The 16,495-nt window shown below is 72.2% G+C and carries 16 protein-coding genes; 10 read left to right on the forward strand and 6 right to left on the reverse strand.

Annotation, left to right across the window (positions count from 1 at the left end; genetic code table 11):
- The first annotated feature begins 149 nt into the window (after window positions 1–149).
- Both ACA514_RS44080 and ACA514_RS44085 read left to right on the forward strand, forming a co-directional pair.
- Entirely contained in the window at window positions 150–326 is a 177-nt protein-coding gene (locus ACA514_RS44080; RefSeq protein WP_375047450.1) for a hypothetical protein, read from the forward strand.
- A complete protein-coding gene (locus ACA514_RS44085) occupies window positions 316–945 on the forward strand; it encodes a VOC family protein (protein WP_375047451.1) in 630 nt (209 codons plus the stop codon). Before ACA514_RS44080 ends, ACA514_RS44085 begins: the two co-directional genes overlap by 11 nt.
- A 31-nt stretch (window positions 946–976) precedes the next feature.
- Here the strand turns inward: ACA514_RS44085 and ACA514_RS44090 are convergent, their stop codons facing one another.
- Window positions 977–2,086 carry a serine hydrolase domain-containing protein gene (locus ACA514_RS44090; protein ID WP_375047452.1) on the reverse strand — a complete coding sequence of 370 codons (1,110 nt, stop codon included), beginning with the start codon at window positions 2,084–2,086 and terminating at the stop codon, window positions 977–979.
- Window positions 2,087–2,246: 160 nt separating this feature from the next.
- On the opposite strand from ACA514_RS44090, the gene ACA514_RS44095 reads away from it, so the two are divergent.
- From ACA514_RS44095 to ACA514_RS44130, 8 genes are all read left to right on the forward strand, one after another.
- Window positions 2,247–3,023: an Fpg/Nei family DNA glycosylase gene (locus tag ACA514_RS44095; RefSeq protein ID WP_375047453.1), complete on the forward strand. Its 777-nt coding sequence runs from the start codon at window positions 2,247–2,249 to the stop codon at window positions 3,021–3,023.
- 144 nt (window positions 3,024–3,167) lie between these two features.
- Window positions 3,168–4,244, forward strand: coding sequence for a cobalt transporter CbiM (gene cbiM / locus ACA514_RS44100; protein WP_375047510.1), 1,077 nt, complete (start codon window positions 3,168–3,170; stop codon window positions 4,242–4,244).
- Window positions 4,245–4,323: 79 nt separating this feature from the next.
- A complete protein-coding gene (gene cbiQ, locus ACA514_RS44105) occupies window positions 4,324–5,265 on the forward strand; it encodes a cobalt ECF transporter T component CbiQ (RefSeq protein WP_375047454.1) in 942 nt (313 codons plus the stop codon).
- Window positions 5,255–6,052, forward strand: a complete 798-nt coding sequence (locus tag ACA514_RS44110) for an energy-coupling factor ABC transporter ATP-binding protein (RefSeq protein WP_375047455.1) — start codon at window positions 5,255–5,257, stop codon at window positions 6,050–6,052. Before cbiQ ends, ACA514_RS44110 begins: the two co-directional genes overlap by 11 nt.
- A 108-nt stretch (window positions 6,053–6,160) precedes the next feature.
- A complete protein-coding gene (locus ACA514_RS44115) occupies window positions 6,161–8,689 on the forward strand; it encodes an ATP-dependent Clp protease ATP-binding subunit (protein WP_375047456.1) in 2,529 nt (842 codons plus the stop codon).
- An 89-nt stretch (window positions 8,690–8,778) separates the two neighbouring features.
- Window positions 8,779–9,417: a DUF4232 domain-containing protein gene (locus ACA514_RS44120; protein ID WP_375047457.1), complete on the forward strand. Its 639-nt coding sequence runs from the start codon at window positions 8,779–8,781 to the stop codon at window positions 9,415–9,417.
- Between the two features lie 90 nt (window positions 9,418–9,507).
- Window positions 9,508–10,932: a multicopper oxidase family protein gene (locus ACA514_RS44125; protein ID WP_375047458.1), complete on the forward strand. Its 1,425-nt coding sequence runs from the start codon at window positions 9,508–9,510 to the stop codon at window positions 10,930–10,932.
- Window positions 10,933–11,002: 70 nt separating this feature from the next.
- Window positions 11,003–11,821 carry an IclR family transcriptional regulator gene (locus ACA514_RS44130; RefSeq protein WP_375047459.1) on the forward strand — a complete coding sequence of 273 codons (819 nt, stop codon included), beginning with the start codon at window positions 11,003–11,005 and terminating at the stop codon, window positions 11,819–11,821.
- A 13-nt stretch (window positions 11,822–11,834) separates the two neighbouring features.
- Here ACA514_RS44130 and ACA514_RS44135 read toward each other — a convergent pair whose 3' ends face one another.
- The 5 genes from ACA514_RS44135 to ACA514_RS44155 all read right to left on the reverse strand — a co-directional run bounded on the left by ACA514_RS44135 (window position 11,835) and on the right by ACA514_RS44155 (window position 16,494).
- Window positions 11,835–13,082: an amidohydrolase family protein gene (locus tag ACA514_RS44135; RefSeq protein WP_375047460.1), complete on the reverse strand. Its 1,248-nt coding sequence runs from the start codon at window positions 13,080–13,082 to the stop codon at window positions 11,835–11,837.
- A 70-nt stretch (window positions 13,083–13,152) separates the two neighbouring features.
- Window positions 13,153–13,923 carry an alpha/beta hydrolase fold domain-containing protein gene (locus tag ACA514_RS44140; RefSeq protein ID WP_375047461.1) on the reverse strand — a complete coding sequence of 257 codons (771 nt, stop codon included), beginning with the start codon at window positions 13,921–13,923 and terminating at the stop codon, window positions 13,153–13,155.
- The gene (locus ACA514_RS44145) at window positions 13,920–14,771 is read right to left on the reverse strand and encodes a fumarylacetoacetate hydrolase family protein (RefSeq protein ID WP_375047462.1); all 852 of its coding nucleotides are present in this window, start codon (window positions 14,769–14,771) and stop codon (window positions 13,920–13,922) included. Before ACA514_RS44145 ends, ACA514_RS44140 begins: the two co-directional genes overlap by 4 nt.
- A complete protein-coding gene (locus ACA514_RS44150; RefSeq protein WP_285910137.1) occupies window positions 14,768–15,637 on the reverse strand; it encodes a fumarylacetoacetate hydrolase family protein in 870 nt (289 codons plus the stop codon). The genes ACA514_RS44145 and ACA514_RS44150 overlap by 4 nt, the downstream gene beginning before the upstream one ends.
- A 38-nt stretch (window positions 15,638–15,675) precedes the next feature.
- Window positions 15,676–16,494 (reverse strand): ABC transporter permease, encoded by an 819-nt coding sequence (locus ACA514_RS44155; protein WP_375047463.1) that lies wholly within the window; start codon window positions 16,492–16,494, stop codon window positions 15,676–15,678.
- Window position 16,495: the final 1 nt, after the last annotated feature.

The raw sequence follows: 16,495 nt of genomic DNA on the forward strand, positions 1-16,495 counted from the left end.
TCAAGGGTGGACGAAGTCCATCGCGAAGCGACGCCGAAGGCGCCCTTGACTTTGGAGGGGCGGCCCCGTACGCCAGCGCCACCCCACCGCACGGCCGACCCCTCACCCCTCGTCCCGAACACCCTTCTCGTCCATGACGGCGTGCGTCGGTGGGTGAGGCCGTCGAGGAGGGAGCTGCTGTCGGCTTTGGTCTGGTCGCGGTCAGCGTTGGGCGGCGGCATCGGCGGCTGCTGGGCGATGAGGTGTTTCTTGGCTTCAAGGCCGCGCTGGGGCAGGTCGCGGGGGCGCGGCGCGAATGGGAACGGGGCTCGGGCGGTGTCGGTTGACGCGGTGGTCGTGCAGATAGTCACTCTTCCGGCATTGTGGGCAAATGGTGCTTATGGAATGGTGGCCATCGCCGTCGAGGTGAAGGGAAGCGCCATGCCGGGGATCACGCAGCGGTCGACGAAGGAACCCGTGGTGAAGACGCGGTTCCTGTCCCACGGGACGCTCAAGATCACCGATGTCGCGGCCACCCGGCGGTTCTACGAGGAGGTCCTCGGCCTGGAGGTCGTCCAGCCGATGAAGGCGGCGCTCTACATTCGTCTCGGTGGCGATCACACGTATGTCTGCGTGGAATCGAAGCCGGATCGGCCGGATATGCCGCTGCTCTATCACAATGGGCTGGACGTGGGCAGCGATGAGGAAGTGGACGAGGCGTTCCGGGCCATCAGTGCGGTCCAGGACGAGTACGGCGTCAAGGAGCTGAACAAGCCGGTGCGGCAGCACGGCGTGTACTCGTTCTACCTGAAGGACCTCGACGGGAACTGGTGGGAGATCGGGCATCTGCCGCCCGGCGGTTACCGGTTCCGGTTCGCCGATCCCCGCAACGACCTGACGGGGCGTACCGACCTGACGGCCGCGGAGGTCAAGGACGTGTTCGTCAACCCGCACCTGGAGGAGTGACCCGCGCGCGAGGGCGCGGGTCACTCCGGGCTCAGCGGCTGCGGGCGACCTCGGCGGCGACGGCGCGGAAGGCCGGGAGCGTCTCGCCTTCGTCGGGGTTGAGGAACGTGCTCTTGACGATCACGACGTGGTACTTCGTCGAGACGTAGATGAGCTGTCCGCCGAGGCCGCTGGCGTAGTAGCCGTTGTCGCCGTCGACCCACCAGCCGAGCCCGTAGGACGGGCTGACGCCGGAGGGCGTGCCGACCTGGGAGACCCATGAGGCGGGGACGACGCCGCGTCCGCCGTCCAGCATCAGTTTGCCGAAGCGGGCGAAGTCGCGGTCGGTTGCGTAGATGCAGCAGTAGCCGAGGGCGTCGCCGTGGGAGTCGTTGCCGACGTAGGCGGTGGCGGCCATGCCGCCGGGGCCCCAGATCTTCTCCTGGAGGTACCGGTAGTAGGGCTGGCCGGTGGCCTTCTGCAGGACGAGGGCGAGCACGGCGGTGTTGAGGCTCGTGTAGTTGAACTGGGTGCCCTGGTCGACGGCCTTGGTGCGGGTGGCGGCGAACTGCAGGGTGCTGTAGAGGCCGAGGCTGACACCGACATGCAGCGGGACGTCGTCGACGGTCTCGTTCCACCCGATTCCGGACGCCATGCGGAGGAGGTTCCGGATCGTCACGGCCCCGTAGGCGGTGTTCGCGAGTTCGGGGACGTAGGCGCCGGCCGTGTCGTCGATGGAGTGGATCTTCCCCTCGCCGAGGGCGACGCCGATCGCGTCGGCGGTGTAGGACTTGGCCATCGACCAGGACTGGAACAGCGTGTCCTTGGAGTAGCCGGGCGCGTACCACTCGTCCAGGATCGTGCTGCCGTCCAGGACGACGAAGCCCTGCGCGGCGCGGTTCAGGTAGTCCTGCACGGTGTGCGTCTGGCCGTTGTAGGTGTAGGTGACCTTGCCGAGGTCGTGCGGGTCGCTGGTCAGTTCGACCGGGTTCGCGGACGGCGTGAGCGGGTCGAAGTTCGGCAGTTGCGCCGCCGCGAGGGCGGACGCGGTGGACGGCGCGACCGGCGGGCCGGGCGAGCCGGGCGTGGCGGAGGCGGGTGCGGCGGTGAGGCCGAGGGTGAGGGCGGTGGCCAGGGCGAACGCGGCGGGTCTGCGGCGCATGGGGGCTCCCGGGGTGGGCTGGTCGGGCATGCGACACCGAATCGAATAGCGAGCGTTTCCGATTCGGCCTACCGGAAGGTAACTCCACGGGCCGCGTCCGCACCATGGCCAACGGTGACAAACCGGGGCGCGGAAACCGCACAGCGGGTAGGGGGAGGGCATGCCGGAGCTTCCCGACGTCGAGGGTTTCCGCCGCGTGCTCGCCGCGCACACCGGCGACCGCATCCGGTCGGTCGAGGTGCGCGACGCCGGCGTCCTGCGCGGGGTGAGCGCCGGGCGGCTGGGCCGCGCGCTGCGCGGGCACCGGTTCGAGGAGCCGCGCAGGCGCGGGAAATGGCTGGTCGCGCCGGTGCAGGGGCCGGTGCTGATGCTGCATTTCGGGATGACCGGGTCGCTGTCGTGGCATGCCGGCGGCGAGCCGGCCCACCCGCACGACCGGGTGATCTGGCGCTTCGGGGACGGCGAGCTGCGCTATCGCGACATGCGCAAGCTGCAGGGCGTTCGGCTCGCCGAGGACGGCGACGAGGCGGAGCGGCGGCTCGCCGACCTCGGACCCGACGCGCTCGACCTCTCGCGGGACGGCCTCGCCGAACGGCTGGGAGGCCGGCGGGGCCGGCTCAAGAGCGCGCTGACGGACCAGTCGGTGATCGCCGGTCTCGGCAACCTGCTGGCCGACGAGATCTGCTGGCGCGCCCGCATCAACCCGCTCCGCCGGGCCCGGGACCTGGACGGCGACGAGATGAAGGCCCTGCACAGGGCGATGCGGGACGTCCTGCGCCGGTCGGTCGAGGCGGAGCGGGTGCCGCCCCGCCGCACCTGGCTGACCGGGGCGCGTGACGACCCGGAGGGCGTCTGCCCGCGCTGCGGCACGCGGCTGTCCCGCCGCCGCGTCTCCGGGCGGATGACGGTGTGGTGCGGGCACTGCCAGCCCGCGTGAGCGTCCGGGGCCGTGAGTGGCCGGAGGGTCGCAGTGGCCTTACCTGGCGGGGCGGTTGTGGTCGGGTGTGCCGAGTTCGACTAACTTATTGCGAGAAGGTCGCAACTGCGGCATCTGTGCGTCGTTGAGCGTGAGTGGGTGGGCATGCACATTCCGGACGGATACCTGAGTCCGCAGACCTGCGCGGTGGGGTACGCCATCACCGTGCCGGCCTGGGCGGTCGCGGTCCGCCGCGTGCAGCGCGTGGTCCGCAACCGGCACGTGCCGACGCTGGCCGTGCTGGCCGCCGTCAGCTTCCTGGTGATGATGTTCAACATCCCGATCCCGGACGGCACCACCGCGCACGCGATCGGCGCGACGATCATCGCGATCCTGCTGGGACCGTGGGCGGCGGTGCTCGCGGTCAGCGTGGCGCTCGGCTTCCAGGCCCTGCTGTTCGGGGACGGCGGCGTGCTGGCGTTCGGCTTCAACTGCGCGAACATGGCCGTCCTCGCCCCCTTCGTCGGGTACGGGGTGTACAAGCTGATCGCCGGACGGTCCGCGCTGACCGCCCCGCGCCGGGCGCTCGCGGCGGCCGTCGGCGGGTACGCGGGGATCAACGCGGCGGCGTTCGCGGCGGCGATCGAGTTCGGCGTCCAGCCCGACCTGTTCCACAACGCGGCGGGCGCGCCGCTGTACGCGCCGTACCACCTGGACCAGACGATCCCGGCGATGATGCTGGCGCACCTGACCATCGCGGGGATCGCCGAGGGGATCCTCACCGGCGGCGTCGTGGCCTACCTGCAGCGCGCCAACCTTCCGCTGCTGCGCGTCAACCACGCGGGCGTCGCGGCGGACGGAGAGAAGGCGGCGCCGCCGCGCCGGGGCCGCCCGCTGCGCGTCGCGCTGGGCGCGGTGGCGGTGATGGCCGTCCTCACGCCGCTCGGCCTGCTGGCGCCCGGCGGCGCGTTCGGCGAGGACGCCCCGGAGGACCTCGACCTGCACAAGTACGGCCTGTCGGCGGTGCCGAGCGGGCTGAACAAGTACAACGGCTTCTGGCACCACGCGCTGTTCGAGGGCTACGACTTCACCTCGGACGCGCATCCCACGATCGGCTATATCGTCTCCGCGGTCGTCGGCATCGCGATCGTGGGCGCCGCGATCTTCCTGATCACCGCGGCCGTCCGCTGGGCGGCGGCCCGGCGCGGCGCGGCCCGTCAGGAGACGGCGGAACAGTCGTGAGCGAAGCGAACCGGGGGGCGCGGGGGGTCGTCCCCCCTCGGGAGGTGCAGTCGTGAGCGCGTCCACGGGAGGAACAGTCGTGAGCGAGCAGGCCGTTGGTGAGCGGGTCCAGGTGCCGCAGTGGCTGCTCCAGAAGGAACTGGCGATGTGCCCGTGCGGGTGCATCGGCAAGCGCAGGAAGGGCGGCTACCTGCGCAAGACGCTGAACGGCGGCGCGGGACTGCTCCGGCAGGTGATGTTCAGCGACGACACGGCGCGGCGGCGCGGCCTGCTGCAGCGCGTCGACCCGCGGGTGAAGTTCGTCTCGATGATCGTGCTGCTGGTCGCCGCGGGGCTGGCCCGCAACATCCCGACGCTCGTCGCCGTCTACGCGGTGACGCTGGCGCTGGCCGCCGCGTCCAGGCTGCCGGTCGGGTTCTTCATCAAGCGGGTCTGGCTGTTCGTGCCGATCTTCACGGGGATCGTCGTGCTGCCCGCGACGCTGTCCGTGGTCACGCACGGGGACGTGGTGCTGACACTGTGGCACTGGCACGGCCGGGCGGAGGGGTTCACCAGCCAGGGGCTGACGTCCGCGGGCCTCGTCGTCAGCCGGGTCGCGGTGTCGATCTCGCTGGTGGTGCTGCTGACCCTGACGACGCCGTGGGTGCGGCTGCTGGCGGCGCTGCGCTCGGTCGGCGTCCCGCGGATCTTCATCCTGATCATCGGGATGGCGTACCGGTACATCTTCCTGCTGCTCAACACCGTCACCGACATGTACCAGGCCCGCACGTCCCGTACGATCGGGGCGGCCAAGCACGACGGCGGCGCCCGCGCCTTCCTCGGCGCCAGCGGCGGCGCGCTGTTCGGCAAGGCCAACCAGCTGTCGGAAGAGGTGCACCAGGCGATGACGGCGCGCGGTTACCGCGGTGACGCCCGGACGCTCCAGGCGTTCCGGCTGACCGGCTTCGACATCGCCGCGGCCCTCTGCTGCGCCGCGCTGGCCGCGGCGATACTCATCGGGGATCACTTCCTTGGCAACTAACCCGGAGACGGTCGCGCCCGTGACCGGCGCGGCCGGCGTCACGTTCGAGTGCCGCGAGGTCAGCTACTCCTATCTCGACCGCTATCCCGCGCTGGACGGGGTGTCGCTGACGGTCCGCCCCGGGGAGCGGGTCGCGCTGCTCGGCGCGAACGGCTGCGGCAAGTCGACCCTGCTCAAGCTGCTGGACGGGCTGGTCTTCCCGAGCTCGGGCGAGTTCACCGCGTTCGGCCAGCCGGTCACCGAGGACACCCTGGAGGACGAGCAGTTCTCGCAGGCGTTCCGGTCCCGGGTCGGGTTCGTGTTCCAGAACTCCGACGCGCAGGTGTTCTCGCCGAACGTCCGCGAGGAGATCGCGTTCGGGCCGCTCCAGCTCGGCCTGAACGCGGACGCGGCGTCCGCGCGGGTCGACGAGGTGCTCGCGATGCTCGGCATCGAGGCGCTCGCCGACCGGGCGCCGTTCCAGCTGTCGGGCGGCCAGAAGAAGCGGGTCGCGATCGCGTCCGTGCTGGCCACGAACCCCGAGGTGCTGCTGTTCGACGAGCCGACGGCGGCGCTCGACCCCCGCTCGCAGTACTGGCTGACCGACCTGATCGAGCAGCTCGGCGCCGCCGGGAAGACGATCGTGCACGCGACCCACGACCTGGACGCGCTGCCCCGCATCGCCGACCGCTGCGTGGTCTTCTCCGAGGAGCACCGGATCGTCGCGGAGGGGGCTCCGGAGGAGATCCTCGCCGACCGCGGCCTGCTGCTGTCGGTCAACCTGATCCATCCCGGTACCCGCCTCTGACCGCGCGCCCCCGGCAGGGCGCTCACCTGGTGTTTCCGGCGCACCCGCGTGGGCACGGTCCAGACCGTTGCCATCGTGGGACCGAAGCAGGGGGACGGGAGGTTCTCAATGACGGCGTGGTACGGATCCGGCGGGATGGACCCGTTCGAGGAGATGCTCGCCCGGTTCTTCGGGACCCGGGCGCATCGGCGGCCGACCGAGCGGATCAACCTCGCCCGGCTGATGAGCGAGCCCGCCCGCGAGCTCGTCCGGGACGCGGCGACGCGGGCGGCGGAGTGGGGCAGCCGCGACCTGGACGCCGACCACCTGCTGTGGGCGGCGACGCGGCAGCAGGGCACCCGGCACTGGCTGGAGCGCGCCGGCGCCGACCCCGACGCGATCCAGCACGAGATCGAGAACCACGCGTACCGGGGGGAGCCGCGCGAGGCCCAGCCCGAGCTGACCCCGGCCGCCAAGCGCGCGCTGCTCGACTCGCACCAGGTCTCGCGCGCGCTCGGGTCGTCCTATATCGGTCCCGAGCACCTGCTGTTCGCGCTGGCGCTGGACCGCGGTTCCAGCGCGGGACGCATCCTCGACGCGGCGCACGTCACCCCGGACACGCTGCAGTCGGCGGCCGCGGGCGGCGGCGGGCAGCCGCCGGGGAACGGCGGGAACGGCCACTCCGAGACGCCGACGCTGGACGAGTTCGGCCGCGACCTGACGGCGCTGGCCCGGGAGGGCCGGATCGACCCGGTGATCGGCCGGGACGAGGAGATCGAGGAGACCGTCGAGGTCCTGTCGCGGCGCACGAAGAACAACCCGGTGCTGATCGGCGACCCCGGCGTCGGCAAGACCGCGATCGCGGAGGGCCTCGCGCAGCGGATCGTGGACGACGACATCCCGGAGACGCTGCGCGGGAAGCGGATCGTCCAGCTGGACCTGTCCGGCGTCGTCGCGGGCACCCGGTACCGGGGCGACTTCGAGGAGCGGCTGAAGAAGGTCGTGGACGAGATCCGCGCGCACGCCGACGAGCTGGTGGTGTTCATCGACGAGATCCACACCCTCGTCGGGGCGGGCGGCGCGGAGGGCGCGATGACCGCCGGGAACATGCTGAAGCCGGCGCTGGCGCGCGGCGAGCTGCACGTGGTCGGCGCGACGACCGTGGACGAGTACCGCCGCAACATCGAGAAGGACGCCGCGCTGGAGCGCCGCTTCCAGCCGATCATGGTGCCGGAGCCGTCCGCCGACGACAGCATCGAGATCCTGCGCGGGCTGCGGGACCGGTACGAGGCGCACCACCAGGTCCGCTACACCGACGAGTCGCTGGTCGCGGCCGTCGACCTGTCCACCCGCTACCTCACCGACCGGTTCCTGCCGGACAAGGCGATCGACCTGATCGACCAGGCGGGGGCGCGGGTGCGGCTGCGGTCCGGGACGCGCGACGGCGGGCGCCGCGAGCTGGAGGACCGGCTCGACCGGCGGCGCCGCGAGAAGGACCAGGCCGTCGCGGACGAGGACTACGAGAAGGCCAAGGAGCTGCGCGACGAGATCGGCCGGCTGCAGGACGACCTGGCGGGGATGCGCGACGACCACGAGCCGGTCGGCGTCCCCGAGGTGACCGCCGAGGACATCGCCGAGGTGGTGTCGCGGATCTCCGGCGTCCCGGTGACGCAGCTGACGCAGGCCGAGCGGGAGCGGCTGTCCCGGCTGGAGGAGCACCTCCACCAGCACGTCATCGGCCAGGAGGACGCGGTCGCGGCGGTCGCGCGGGCCGTCCGGCGGTCGCGCGCGGGGATGGGCGACCCGGACCGCCCGATCGGCGGGTTCCTGTTCCTCGGCCCGACCGGCGTCGGCAAGACCGAGCTGGCCAAGGCGCTCGCGGAGGCGCTGTTCGGCAGCCGGGACCGGATGATCCGGTTCGACATGAGCGAGTTCCAGGAGCGGCACACCGTCAGCCGGCTGATGGGCGCGCCGCCCGGATACGTCGGCTACGAGGAGGCCGGGCAGCTCACCGACGCGGTGCGGCGGCAGCCGTACTCGGTGATCCTGCTGGACGAGATCGAGAAGGCGCACCAGGACGTGTTCAACGTCCTGCTCCAGCTGCTGGACGACGGGCGCCTCACCGACGCGCAGGGCCGCACCGTCGACTTCCGCAACACCGTGGTGATCATGACGAGCAACCTCGGCTCCGACCTGATCACCGGCCGGACCGAGATCGGGTTCGGCGGCCGGGAGGGCGAGGACACCGCGCTGCGCGACCGGATCATGCGGCGGCTGCGCGAGTCGTTCCGGCCCGAGTTCCTCAACCGGATCGACGAGATCATCGTGTTCCAGCGGCTGGAGGCGGGCCAGCTCCGGCAGATCACCGACCTGCTGCTGGACGAGACGCGCCGCCGGCTCCGCGCCCAGCACGTCACCGTGTCGTTCACGCCGGAGGCCGTCGACTGGATCGCCGAGCGCGGCCACCAGCCGGAGTTCGGCGCGCGCCCGCTGCGCCGCACCATCCAGCGCGAGGTGGACGACCAGCTGTCGGACCTGCTGCTGGCCGGCGACCTCGAGCACGGCCGGCACGTGGAGGTGTCGGCGGCGCCCGGCGGCCTCCAGTTCGACGTGACCACGGCGGCGAGCCCGGCGGACGAGACCATCACCTCCCGCTAGCCCGCTCCGGGCCTCATATGGCCGATGCCGGGCCCCTTGAGCGGACCGGCATCGGGCATATACGGCTCAGCCGGCGTGAGGAGGGGCGCGTGCGACCGCCAGGGATCAGCAAGCCGCCGTTCGCGATCGTCCTCGCCGCCGCTGCCGCCGTGCTGTGCGCCTGTGGCGGCGGTGGCGATTCGGGCGCCTCGCCCACCCCGAGCAGGACGACCGCCGCCCCCGGCACGCCGTCCCCGACGATCACGAGGGACTTCGCCCCGACCCCGAGCGCGCCGTCGGGCACCGCGTCCCATGGCTCGGGACGCTGCCGCTCTGACGACCTGAAGGCGCGCATCGGCACCGCCGGACCCGCGGCCGGGCAGCGCTACGCCTTCCTCACCCTCACGAACACCTCCGGCTCGGCCTGCCACGTCTACGGCTACGTCGGGATGCTGCTGCTCACCGCGTCCGACCACCCGATCCCCACCCGCGTCGAGCGGCTCTCCCCGCCGGGTCCGCAGACGGTCAGGCTCCAGCCCGGCGGGAGCGCCCACGCGCGCCTGCAGTGGACGGTCGTCCCCGGCGCCCGCGAACCGGCGCACGGAGCCTGCGCCCCCACCCCGGGCCTCGCCTGGATCACCCCGCCGGACGAGCGCTCCCACCTCGCCGTCAACTGGAACCAGGGCATGGTCTGCAACAACGGCCACATCTCCACCACCGCGCTCCAACCCGGCGCAGCCCCCAACTGACCCAGGGCGGCGGGCACCGTTTCGGCGGGGAGGGCGCGGGGAGGGCAGTGGGTGGGCGGAGCGCGGTGCGGCGGGGTGACGGCGGGGGGCGTGGGAACTCTGGATCGGCGGGCGCTGCTCAAGCTGTCCGCAGGCGGGCTCGCCGTGCGTGCGGCCGGCGGCCCCGCGTTCGTCCGGCGGCGGACGGGGCCCGTTCCGCCGGCGTTCTCCGTGCCGATGCGCGTGCCGGTCGAGGCGCGGCCGGTGCGGTCGACGCGCGAGGCCGACCACTACCGGCTCGTCGCGGCACCGGCGCTGGCCGAGATCCTGCCCGGGGTGCGGACGCCGGTACTGGCCTATAACGGGGCGTTCCCCGGCCCCACCATCCGGGCGCGGGCCGGACGGCGCGTGGTGGTCGAGCACGTGAACCGCCTGGACGAGCCGACGACGGTGCACCTGCATGGAGGCGAGGTCCGGCCGGAGGACGACGGCGGCCCGATGGACCTCGTCGAGCCCGGGAGGGCCAGGCGGTACCGCTATCCGAACGGGCAGCGGGCGGCGACGCTCTGGTATCACGACCACGCGCACCATCTGGAATCGGAGCACGTGTACCGGGGGTTGGCCGGGACCTATCTGCTGCATGACGAATGCGAAGCGGGGCTTGGGCTGCCGAGCGGATGCTTCGACGTGCCGATCGTCCTCAAGGACGCCCGTTTCGGTGGTGACGGCTCCCTGATCTACATTCCCGAGGACTTCGAGGGCCGCAACACGATTCTCGTCAACGGGCGCCCTCAGCCGTATTTCCGCGTGGCGGCGCGCAAGTACCGGTTGCGGTTGCTGAACGCGGCGAACATGCGTTTCTTCAAGGTGGAGTTGTCGACCGGCGACGCCTTCCAGCAGATCGCCACCGACCGCGGGCTTATGGAGGCGCCGCTGACCACGACCTCGGTTCCGCTGTCACCCGGCGAGCGCGCCGACATCGTCGTGGACTTCTCCAGGTACGTGCCCGGCGCGCAGGTCGTGCTCCGCGACGGGTTCTCCATCCGGCCGTCCACCGACGGCATTCTCCGCTTCGACGTGTGCGAAGGCGTCCGGGACGACAGCCGCGTCCCGGAGCGACTCGCGGCCCTGCCCGCCCTGCGCCCGGCCACTGTCGCCCGCGAATTCCGGCTCTCCATGGACAAGAGGACGGGCATGGGATTCATCAACGGCAGGGCGTTCGACGCCGGCCGGATCGATTTCACCGTCGAGCGCGGCGCCGCCGAGACGTGGCGGATCGTCAACGAGAACCAGGTGGTCCAGCACAATTTCCATGTCCATCTGGCCGATTTCCGGGTGCTGGACCGCGGCGGCGGGCCGCCGATGCCGACCGAGGACGGGCTGAAGGACACCGTGATGGTGCGGCCGGGCGAGTCCGTCGGCGTCCGGGTGGCGTTCGATCCCGCGTTCGGCGGCGACTACCTCTACCACTGCCACATCATCGACCATTCGGCGATGGGGATGATGGGGCGGTTCAGGATCGCCGGCGGCGGCTGAGCCGCGCGCCGTCCGCGCGGGGCTGACTACCATGAGGCGGCCAGTGTCCGTGCGCAGGAAGCGAGTCCGAGTGCCGCCGCGTAACCAGCCCACGTCCCGCCAGGCGGGCGGCGCGGCCCGTCCGAAGGGCGCCTACCACGTGGAGGCGCTCGCGAAGGGGCTGCGCATCCTCGGGCTGTTCTCCGAGCAGCGCCCGGCCATGAAGCTGACCGACGTCGTCGCCGCGACCGGCCTGCCGATGCCGACGGCGTTCCGGATGGCGTCGACGCTGGTGAGCGAGGGGTTCCTGGAGCAGCTGCCGGACGGCGCGTACCGGCCCGCGCCGAAGGTGCTCACGCTCGGGTTCTCCGCGCTGCGCAGCCTCGACATGGTGCAGCTCGCGGACGGCCCGCTGCGCCGCCTCGTCGAGGCGACCGGGCAGACGGTGAACCTCGGCGTGCTGTCCGGCGACCACGTGCTGTACCTGGTCAGGCTGCGCAACAACGACCTGGTGACGGCCAACATCCAGGTGGGGTCGCGGCTGCCGGCGGTCCGGACGTCGATGGGCAAGATGCTCCTCGCGCACCTGGACGGCGGGGAGCTGGAGCGGGTGCTGACCGGCGGGTCGTTCGCCGGGCCGGCCGGTCCGAACGCGGTGGCGTCGCTGGACGAGCTGCGCCCCGCGCTGGCGGAGGCCCGGGAGCGCGGCTGGGCGGTGCAGGACGAGGAACTGGCCTACGGGCTGCGGTCGGTGGCCGGGCCGGTCCGGGACGCGGCCGGGAAGGTGGTCGCCGCGGTGAACGTGGCGGTGCCCGCGACCGAGGTGTCCACGGCGCGGCTGCTGGAGGAGATCCGGCCGCTCGTCGAGGGCACGTGCGCGGAGATCACGATGCTGCTCGGCGGCCGCTGACGGCCCCGGACGGTCAGGCGGGGCCGCCCTTGTGGAGGCGGCCGCCCTGCATGATGACGCTCAGGTTGGCCGGGTCCTGGAGCAGCGCGACGTCCCGCGTCGGGTCGCCGTGGACGACGAGCAGGTCGGCGAGGTAGCCGTCCGCGAGGACGCCCAGCTCGTCGGCCATGTCCATGACCTCGCCACCCCACTTCGTCGCGGCGATGAGCGCCTCGGCGGGGGTGTAGCCGAACAGGTCCACGAAGAGCTGCAGGTCGCGGGCGTTGCGGCCGATGGGGGTCTGCGGGAAGCCGTAGTCGCCGCCGGGCAGGACGCGGATGCCGCGCCGCCGCATCTCCGGGTAGAGCGCGGTCTGCGCCTCCAGTTGCGCGACCGAGCCCATGCGCTCGGCCATTGCCCGGTCGATGCCGAACTCCTCGGCCTCGTGGACGTTCGCCCACATGATCCCGACGGCGGGGGCGGTGAACAGCTCGTCCTTGTGCTCTTCGAGCAGGTCGAGGGCTTCCTCGTCGGCGTACGAGCAGTGGTACACCGACCGGAACCCGTTGCGGACGGCGAGTTTGATCGACTCGGGGTTCTGCGCGTGGCAGTTCAGCCAGACGCCCGCCTCGCGCGCCGCCGCGCCGGCCGCCGCGGCCTCCTCGGCGGTGTACTGGGTCTGCATCGAGCCGCCGGGGACGAACACGTCGTCGTTGCTGAGCAGGAGCTTCACCGAGTCGAAGCCGAGCGCGGCCTGGTCGGCGATGAAGCGGGCCAGGCCGGTCGGGGTGGTGTTCTCGGCGCCGTGCCGGACGGGGTTGTTGTCGCGTTCGAAGCTGGCGGCGCGCAGCCGCGGCCCGGGCACCTCGCCGGCCGCGATCCGGTCGCGGAGCTGGACCTCCACGTTCCCGGGGGTCAGCGAGCCGGCCGAGTAGGCGCTGGTGAAGCCCGCGTCGAGGAGGATCCGGGCGTTGCGCTCGGCGAGCGCGAGGTGCTCCTCGGCCGTGGGCGGGGCGCCGAAGAACGACACGTCGACCGGCGGGTTGAAGCGGGGCTCCAGGTGCCCGACCGCCGAGGGGAACGTCAGGTGCGCGTGCCCCTCGACCAGGCCCGGCATGACGGTCGCGCCCGCGCAGTCGATCACGGTCGCGCCCTCGGGCGCGGGGGAGTGGCCCGGACGGACGGCGGCGATCCGGTCGCCCCGCACGACGACCTCGCCGGGGAACGGCTCCCGGCCGGTCCCGTCGAACACCGATCCGCCGGTGAACACGATCTCGCCCATCGCGGGCCTCCCTCAACTTTCAGTGAATGAAAGTAACTTTCTCAGTGTGGTAGCATCAGCGTAATCCAGGTCACGTCCGGACGCCACGGGCGAACTCCAGCGATTCCCGGAAGACGGCGCCGACGTCCGGCGCGTCCCGCCAGATGTGGTCCGCGCCCTCGACCTGCCGGAACTCGACCGGGACGCCGGCCGCGCGCAGCGCCTCCGCCATCCGCTCGCTCTGCGCCATCGGCACGAACCGGTCGGCCGTCCCGTGCCAGAGCTGGAACGGCGGCGCGCCCGCGTGGACGTGCGCGATCGGGCTGGCCTCGGCGGCCAGGGCCGGGACGTCGCCGGCCGGCGCGCCGAGCAGCCGCGCCTCCCGCGACGACGCGTCGCCGGGCTCGGGCATCGCGGCCAGGTCGTACACGCCATACCAGCCGACCACGGCCGCGATCCCGGGACCGGTGAGCGCGGCGAGCGCGGCCAGATGCGCCCCGGCCGACTCGCCCCACGCCACGATCCGCGACCCGTCGAACCCGTGCTCGCCGCCGTGCTCGCGCAGCCACCCGACCGCCGCCCGCACGTCCTCCAACTGCGCCGGATACCGCGCCTCGCCCGACAGCCGGTAGTCGACGGACGCGACCGCGAACCCCGCCTCGGCGATCCGCTCGAAGGGGGACGGCCGCCAGCCGGCGAACTCGCGCCCGAAGTCGCGCCGCGTCCCGCGCTGCCAGCCGCCGCCGTGGAGGAACAGCACGACCGGCGCGCCGTCCGCGGGAGGCAGGTAGAGGTCGAGGAGCAGCGGCCGGTACCCGACCTCGGCGGCGTACTCGACGCCTTCCCGGACCCGGACGCTCACCGCGCGCCCTCGGCGGCGACGAACCGCTGCGTGATGCTCCCGACCCCCTCCAGCTCGCTGACCAGGACCTCGCCCGGCCGGACGAACCGCTTCGGGGTGCGCGCGTTGCCGACGCCCGGCGGCGTCCCGGTGAAGATCAGGTCGCCGGGGAGCAGCCGGCAGACCCGCGACAGCCGGACGAGCAGCTCCGGAATGTCGTAGATCATCGACGAGGTGCGCGCGCTCTGCACCGTCTCGCCCGACAGGCTGCACGAGATCGCCAGGTCGGAGGGGTCGCCGAACGCGTCCGGGGTGACCAGCCAGGGGCCGGTCGGCCCGAAGTTCGCGTGCGACTTGGCCAGGCTGAACTGCGGCTTCGCGCCCGCGAGCTGCGCGGTCCGCTCGGACAGGTCCTGCCCGAGGGTGATCCCGGCGACGTGGTCCCAGGCGTCCTCGCGGCCGATCCGGTGGGTCTCGCGGGAGATCGCGACGACGGCCTCGACCTCCCAGTCCACCGTCTCGGACGGCAGTTCGACGTCGCAGACGGGCCCGGCGAGGCAGCTCGGGAACTTCGTGAACGTCACCGGCGCGGAGTCCGGCGGGTATCCGGCCTCGGCGGCGTGCTCGGCGTAGTTGATGCCGATCGCGAACACCTGCGCCGGGCGCGGGACGGGCGCCCCGAGGTCCTCGACGGCGAACGGCGTGCCCTGCGCGGCGTCGAGCCCGCCGGCCCAGTCGCGGAAGGCGTCCCATTCGGCGAAGACGGCCTGCGGGTCGGCGGTGAACCGGCCGCCGCTCGCCTCCGCGACGTCGATCGCAGCGTCGCCGGCCACGACGACCAGGCGGCCCTTGAGGTTGGCGACCCTCACCAGTCGACCTTCTCCGGAGCGGGCTCGCCGTGGGCGTCCTGCCAGGACACGACGTGGTTGCGCAGCGTCCCGACGCCCTCGATCTCGGCCTCGACCACGTCGCCGGGACGCAGGTAGAAGTCGAACGGGTTCGGCTGGACGGCCGCGACCCCCGAGACGGTGCCGGTGGTGATGATGTCCCCGGCGCTGAAGATCTGCGGCGAGTGGTACGCCACCAGGTGCGGGATCGACACGCGCATCTGCTTGGTGTGCCCGGTCTGCCGGACGTCGCCGTTCACCCGCAGCTGCATCGCCAGGTTCTGCATGTCGTCGATCTCGTCGGCGGTGACGATGTACGGCCCGATCGGGCAGAACGTGTCGATCGCCTTGCTGAAGGAGAAGACGCCCGACTCCATCTCGCGGCGCTGGATGTCGCGCGCGGTGATGTCGTTGAAGACGGTGAACCCGGCGATGTGCTCGACGGCCTCGTCCGGGCCGAAGAACTTGCCGGGCTTGCCGATGATGACGGCCAGCTCCAGCTCGTAGTCCAGCTCTTTGGTGAGGTGCTCGGGGTACACGATCGGGTCGTCCGGGCCGATGATCGCGTCGACGTTCTGGAAGAACACGATGCCCTTGTGCACCGGGTGCGACCAGTTGACGGCCTGGAGCTCCTCGTGGTGGTCGGCGAAGTTGCCGGCGGTGTGGAAGAACTTCTTCGGCCGGATCGGCGCGCGCAGCCGCACGTCCGCCAGCTTCAGCCGCTCGCCGGTCTCGCCGACCTTCCCGTCGCGCTCGAAGTACGCGCGGGTGGACGGGACGTCGAGCTCGATGACGTCGTCGCCGTCGAGCCGCCCGACCCGGCCCTCGTCAAAGGTGATCAGTTTCATGTCGTCCAGTTTCCTCGGTGAATGGGGGAGTCAGCAGGTCAGGGACGGTCCGGACGGCCGCGGGAGGCGCGCTTCTCGATCGCCGACAGCGCCGCGTTGACCGCGAGGGCGCCGACGCAGACGACCAGGACCATGGCGTCCAGCGCGGCGGCGCCGTGGTTGGTGATCTGGGTGGAGATGAACGTGCCGACGCCGTCCACCGAGATCATCAGCTCGGCCAGCAGCACGCCGAGCAGCGACAGCGCCGCGCCGATCTTCAGCGCGCCGATGATGTCGGGCAGGCAGGCGGGCACCACCAGGAACAGCAGCCGGCGCAGCCGCCCGGCGCCCATCGCGCGGCCGGAGTCGAGCACGGCGGGCTCGACCGCCGCGCCCGCCGTCATCGTCATGAGGATCACCGGGATGATCCCGTGGATGACGCCGAACGCGATCTCCGAGCCGTCGCCGAGGCCGAGCCAGAGCACGAACAGCGGGTACAGCGGCGCCATCGGCAGCGCGTACAGCACCGACACGACGTCGCGTCCGCCGAGGTAGACGTGCTTGTTGAGGCGTCCGAGCAGCAGCCCGATCGCGGGCCCCGCGACGGCGGTGATCGCGAACGCGATCAGGAACCGGTAGGTGGTGTATCCGACGAGGGTCAGGGAGTCGCTCTCCAGCACCTTCGGCAGGCCGTCGGCGACGATCCGGCTGGGCGAGGTGAGGTAGTCGCCGCCCGCGTCCGTCAGCCGGGTCAGCGCCTCCCACACCGCGACCAGCGCTGCGACGGTGCCCCAGCGGACGAGCTGGACCGCCGCCGCCTCCCGCGGCCGCGCGGTGCGCCGCGCGGCCGCGGGGGAGGCTCCGGTGATGGCCGTCATG

The sequence above is a fragment of the Actinomadura sp. NTSP31 genome (assembly GCF_041951385.1).
Classification (GTDB): domain Bacteria; phylum Actinomycetota; class Actinomycetes; order Streptosporangiales; family Streptosporangiaceae; genus Spirillospora; species Spirillospora napierensis.

Bases quoted from the DNA above. Each gene is read 5' to 3' on its own strand.
- ACA514_RS44090 (WP_375047452.1), bottom strand. From the start codon at position 2,086: ATGCGCCGCAGACCCGCCGCGTTCGCCCTGGCCACCGCCCTCACCCTC.
- ACA514_RS44095 (WP_375047453.1), top strand. From the start codon at position 2,247: ATGCCGGAGCTTCCCGACGTCGAGGGTTTCCGCCGCGTGCTCGCCGCG.
- cbiM (WP_375047510.1), top strand. From the start codon at position 3,168: ATGCACATTCCGGACGGATACCTGAGTCCGCAGACCTGCGCGGTGGGG.
- ACA514_RS44115 (WP_375047456.1), top strand. From the start codon at position 6,161: ATGACGGCGTGGTACGGATCCGGCGGGATGGACCCGTTCGAGGAGATG.
- ACA514_RS44135 (WP_375047460.1), bottom strand. From the start codon at position 13,082: ATGGGCGAGATCGTGTTCACCGGCGGATCGGTGTTCGACGGGACCGGC.
- ACA514_RS44150 (WP_285910137.1), bottom strand. From the start codon at position 15,637: ATGAAACTGATCACCTTTGACGAGGGCCGGGTCGGGCGGCTCGACGGC.
- ACA514_RS44155 (WP_375047463.1), bottom strand. From the start codon at position 16,494: ATGACGGCCATCACCGGAGCCTCCCCCGCGGCCGCGCGGCGCACCGCG.